The organism is Streptomyces niger (assembly GCF_000718305.1).
Lineage (GTDB): Bacteria > Actinomycetota > Actinomycetes > Streptomycetales > Streptomycetaceae > Streptomyces > Streptomyces niger.
Map to the genome: position 1 here is coordinate 1 of NZ_JOFQ01000049.1, position 4,872 is coordinate 4,872.

At 57.7% G+C, this 4,872-nt stretch carries 2 rRNA genes; both read right to left on the reverse strand.

Annotated features, from left to right (window positions below):
• Window positions 1–21: 21 nt before the first annotated feature.
• Window positions 22–3,147, reverse strand: a 23S ribosomal RNA gene (locus tag IF20_RS36805).
• Between the two features lie 318 nt (window positions 3,148–3,465).
• Window positions 3,466–4,781: ribosomal RNA gene (locus IF20_RS38760) — 16S ribosomal RNA — on the reverse strand.
• Together the 16S and 23S rRNA genes form the textbook arrangement of a ribosomal RNA operon.
• Window positions 4,782–4,872 lie beyond the last annotated feature (91 nt).

A 4,872-nucleotide genomic window follows, 5' to 3' on the forward strand; every position in this document is an offset into this window, starting at 1 on the left:
ACACAGTGGACGCGAGCAACTGAGGACAAGCCCTCGGCCTATTAGTACCAGTCAACTCCACCCGTTACCGGGCTTCCATATCTGGCCTATCAACCCAGTCGTCTACTGGGAGCCTTACCCTCTCAAGGAGGTGGGAGCACTCATCTCGAAGCAGGCTTCCCGCTTAGATGCTTTCAGCGGTTATCCCTCCCGAACGTAGCCAACCAGCCATGCCCTTGGCAGGACAACTGGCACACCAGAGGTTCGTCCGTCCCGGTCCTCTCGTACTAGGGACAGCCCTTCTCAATACTCCTACGCGCACAGCGGATAGGGACCGAACTGTCTCACGACGTTCTAAACCCAGCTCGCGTACCGCTTTAATGGGCGAACAGCCCAACCCTTGGGACCGACTCCAGCCCCAGGATGCGACGAGCCGACATCGAGGTGCCAAACCATCCCGTCGATATGGACTCTTGGGGAAGATCAGCCTGTTATCCCCGGGGTACCTTTTATCCGTTGAGCGACGGCGCTTCCACAAGCCACCGCCGGATCACTAGTCCCGACTTTCGTCCCTGCTCGACCCGTCAGTCTCACAGTCAAGCTCCCTTGTGCACTTACACTCAACACCTGATTGCCAACCAGGCTGAGGGAACCTTTGGGCGCCTCCGTTACCCTTTGGGAGGCAACCGCCCCAGTTAAACTACCCACCAGACACTGTCCCTGATCCGGATCACGGACCCAGGTTAGACATCCAGCACGACCAGAGTGGTATTTCAACAATGACTCCCCCTGAACTGGCGTCCAGGGTTCACAGTCTCCCACCTATCCTACACAAGCCGAACCGAACACCAATATCAAGCTATAGTAAAGGTCCCGGGGTCTTTCCGTCCTGCTGCGCGAAACGAGCATCTTTACTCGTAGTGCAATTTCACCGGGCCTATGGTTGAGACAGTCGAGAAGTCGTTACGCCATTCGTGCAGGTCGGAACTTACCCGACAAGGAATTTCGCTACCTTAGGATGGTTATAGTTACCACCGCCGTTTACTGGCGCTTAAGTTCTCAGCTTCGCCCTGTCGAAACAGAGCTAACCGGTCCCCTTAACGTTCCAGCACCGGGCAGGCGTCAGTCCGTATACATCGCCTTACGGCTTCGCACGGACCTGTGTTTTTAGTAAACAGTCGCTTCTCGCTGGTCTCTGCGGCCACCACCAGCTCAGAGTGCAAGACTCATCACCAGCCGTGGCCCCCCTTCTCCCGAAGTTACGGGGGCATTTTGCCGAGTTCCTTAACCATAGTTCACCCGAACGCCTCGGTATTCTCTACCTGACCACCTGAGTCGGTTTAGGGTACGGGCCGCCATGAAACTCGCTAGAGGCTTTTCTCGACAGCATAGGATCATCCACTTCACCACAATCGGCTCGGCATCAGGTCTCACCCTTACATGTCATCCGGATTTGCCTGGATGACGGGCTACACCCTTACCCCGGGACAACCACCGCCCGGGCTGGACTACCTTCCTGCGTCACCCCATCACTTACCTACTACCACCTTGGGTCAGCGGCTCCACCACTCCCACCCACAGCAAAGCTGAAGGCGGGCGGCTTCACGGCCTTAGCATCAGAGGATTCGATATTGGGCGCTTCAAAGCGGGTACCGGAATATCAACCGGTTGTCCATCGACTACGCCTGTCGGCCTCGCCTTAGGTCCCGACTTACCCTGGGCAGATCAGCTTGACCCAGGAACCCTTAGTCAATCGGCGCACACGTTTCTCACGTGTGTATCGCTACTCATGCCTGCATTCTCACTCGTGAACCGTCCACAACTCGTTTCCACGGCTGCTTCACCCGGCACACGACGCTCCCCTACCCATCACAGCCTCCGTTGGGAGTATTGCTGCAATGACACGACTTCGGCGGTGTGCTTGAGCCCCGCTACATTGTCGGCGCGGAATCACTTGACCAGTGAGCTATTACGCACTCTTTCAAGGGTGGCTGCTTCTAAGCCAACCTCCTGGTTGTCTCTGCGACTCCACATCCTTTCCCACTTAGCACACGCTTAGGGGCCTTAGTCGATGCTCTGGGCTGTTTCCCTCTCGACCATGGAGCTTATCCCCCACAGTCTCACTGCCGCGCTCTCACTTACCGGCATTCGGAGTTTGGCTAAGGTCAGTAACCCGGTAGGGCCCATCGCCTATCCAGTGCTCTACCTCCGGCAAGAAACACACGACGCTGCACCTAAATGCATTTCGGGGAGAACCAGCTATCACGGAGTTTGATTGGCCTTTCACCCCTAACCACAGGTCATCCCCCAGGTTTTCAACCCTGGTGGGTTCGGTCCTCCACGAAGTCTTACCTCCGCTTCAACCTGCCCATGGCTAGATCACTCCGCTTCGGGTCTTGAGCATGCTACTGAAGTCGCCCTCTTCGGACTCGCTTTCGCTACGGCTTCCCCACACGGGTTAACCTCGCAACATACCGCAAACTCGCAGGCTCATTCTTCAAAAGGCACGCAGTCACGACGCAAGGACAAGTCCTTGCGCGACGCTCCCACGGCTTGTAGGCACACGGTTTCAGGTACTATTTCACTCCGCTCCCGCGGTACTTTTCACCATTCCCTCACGGTACTATCCGCTATCGGTCACCAGGGAATATTTAGGCTTAACGGGTGGTCCCGCCAGATTCACACGGGATTTCTCGGGCCCCGTGCTACTTGGGTGTCTCTTAAACGAGCCGTCAATGTTTCGGCTACGGGGGTCTTACCCTCTACGCCGGACCTTTCGCATGTCCTTCGCCTACATCAACGGTTTCTGACTCGTCCCACAGCCGGCAGACTGCAGAAAAGAGATCCCACAACCCCAACCACGCAACCCCTGCCGGGTATCACACGTGACTGGTTTGGCCTCATCCGGTTTCGCTCGCCACTACTCCCGGAATCACGGTTGTTTTCTCTTCCTGCGGGTACTGAGATGTTTCACTTCCCCGCGTTCCCTCCACACTGCCTATGTGTTCAGCAGCGGGTGACAGCCCATGACGACTGCCGGGTTTCCCCATTCGGAAACCCCCGGATCAAAGCCTGGTTGACGACTCCCCGGGGACTATCGTGGCCTCCCACGTCCTTCATCGGTTCCTGGTGCCAAGGCATCCACCGTGCGCCCTTAAAAACTTGGCCACAGATGCTCGCGTCCACTGTGCAGTTCTCAAGCAACGACCAGCCACCCACCACCCCAACCGTTACCGGTCGAGTTCACTGGGGCCGGCGTCGGCGTTTGAAGGACAGCCATACGGCCGTGCCCTCAGACACCCAACAGCGTGCCCGACACATCCGACCAGCAACTGCGTTCCACGCTCCGAAGAGCAGTACTAGCGGCCACCAGACCGAGTGTGCCGAGTAGTCAACGTTCCACCCATGAGCAACCAGCATCAGACACTCGCTGATGTTCTGGCCTCTGAACCAGCCCCGAAGGACCGGCTTAGAAGTGCTCCTTAGAAAGGAGGTGATCCAGCCGCACCTTCCGGTACGGCTACCTTGTTACGACTTGATTCGCTCCACCTTGCGGTATCGCAGCTCATTGTACCGACCATTGTAGCACGTGTGCAGCCCAAGACATAAGGGGCATGATGACTTGACGTCGTCCCCACCTTCCTCCGAGTTGACCCCGGCAGTCTCCTGTGAGTCCCCATCACCCCGAAGGGCATGCTGGCAACACAGAACAAGGGTTGCGCTCGTTGCGGGACTTAACCCAACATCTCACGACACGAGCTGACGACAGCCATGCACCACCTGTACACCGACCACAAGGGGGCGCCTGTCTCCAGACGTTTCCGGTGTATGTCAAGCCTTGGTAAGGTTCTTCGCGTTGCGTCGAATTAAGCCACATGCTCCGCTGCTTGTGCGGGCCCCCGTCAATTCCTTTGAGTTTTAGCCTTGCGGCCGTACTCCCCAGGCGGGGAACTTAATGCGTTAGCTGCGGCACGGACGACGTGGAATGTCGCCCACACCTAGTTCCCAACGTTTACGGCGTGGACTACCAGGGTATCTAATCCTGTTCGCTCCCCACGCTTTCGCTCCTCAGCGTCAGTATCGGCCCAGAGATCCGCCTTCGCCACCGGTGTTCCTCCTGATATCTGCGCATTTCACCGCTACACCAGGAATTCCGATCTCCCCTACCGAACTCTAGCCTGCCCGTATCGAATGCAGACCCGGGGTTAAGCCCCGGGCTTTCACATCCGACGCGACAAGCCGCCTACGAGCTCTTTACGCCCAATAATTCCGGACAACGCTTGCGCCCTACGTATTACCGCGGCTGCTGGCACGTAGTTAGCCGGCGCTTCTTCTGCAGGTACCGTCACTTGCGCTTCTTCCCTGCTGAAAGAGGTTTACAACCCGAAGGCCGTCATCCCTCACGCGGCGTCGCTGCATCAGGCTTTCGCCCATTGTGCAATATTCCCCACTGCTGCCTCCCGTAGGAGTCTGGGCCGTGTCTCAGTCCCAGTGTGGCCGGTCGCCCTCTCAGGCCGGCTACCCGTCGTCGCCTTGGTAGGCCATTACCCCACCAACAAGCTGATAGGCCGCGGGCTCATCCTGCACCGCCGGAGCTTTCCACACACAGACCATGCGGTCGTGTGTCGTATCCGGTATTAGACCCCGTTTCCAGGGCTTGTCCCAGAGTGCAGGGCAGATTGCCCACGTGTTACTCACCCGTTCGCCACTAATCCACCACCGAAGCGGCTTCATCGTTCGACTTGCATGTGTTAAGCACGCCGCCAGCGTTCGTCCTGAGCCAGGATCAAACTCTCCGTGAATGTTTTCCCGTGATCGGGAGAAACACACACGAGAGCGGAACAGGTCGGAGGAATAGTCCAACCCGTTCACAGCGTCCTCGCTGTGTGTGCC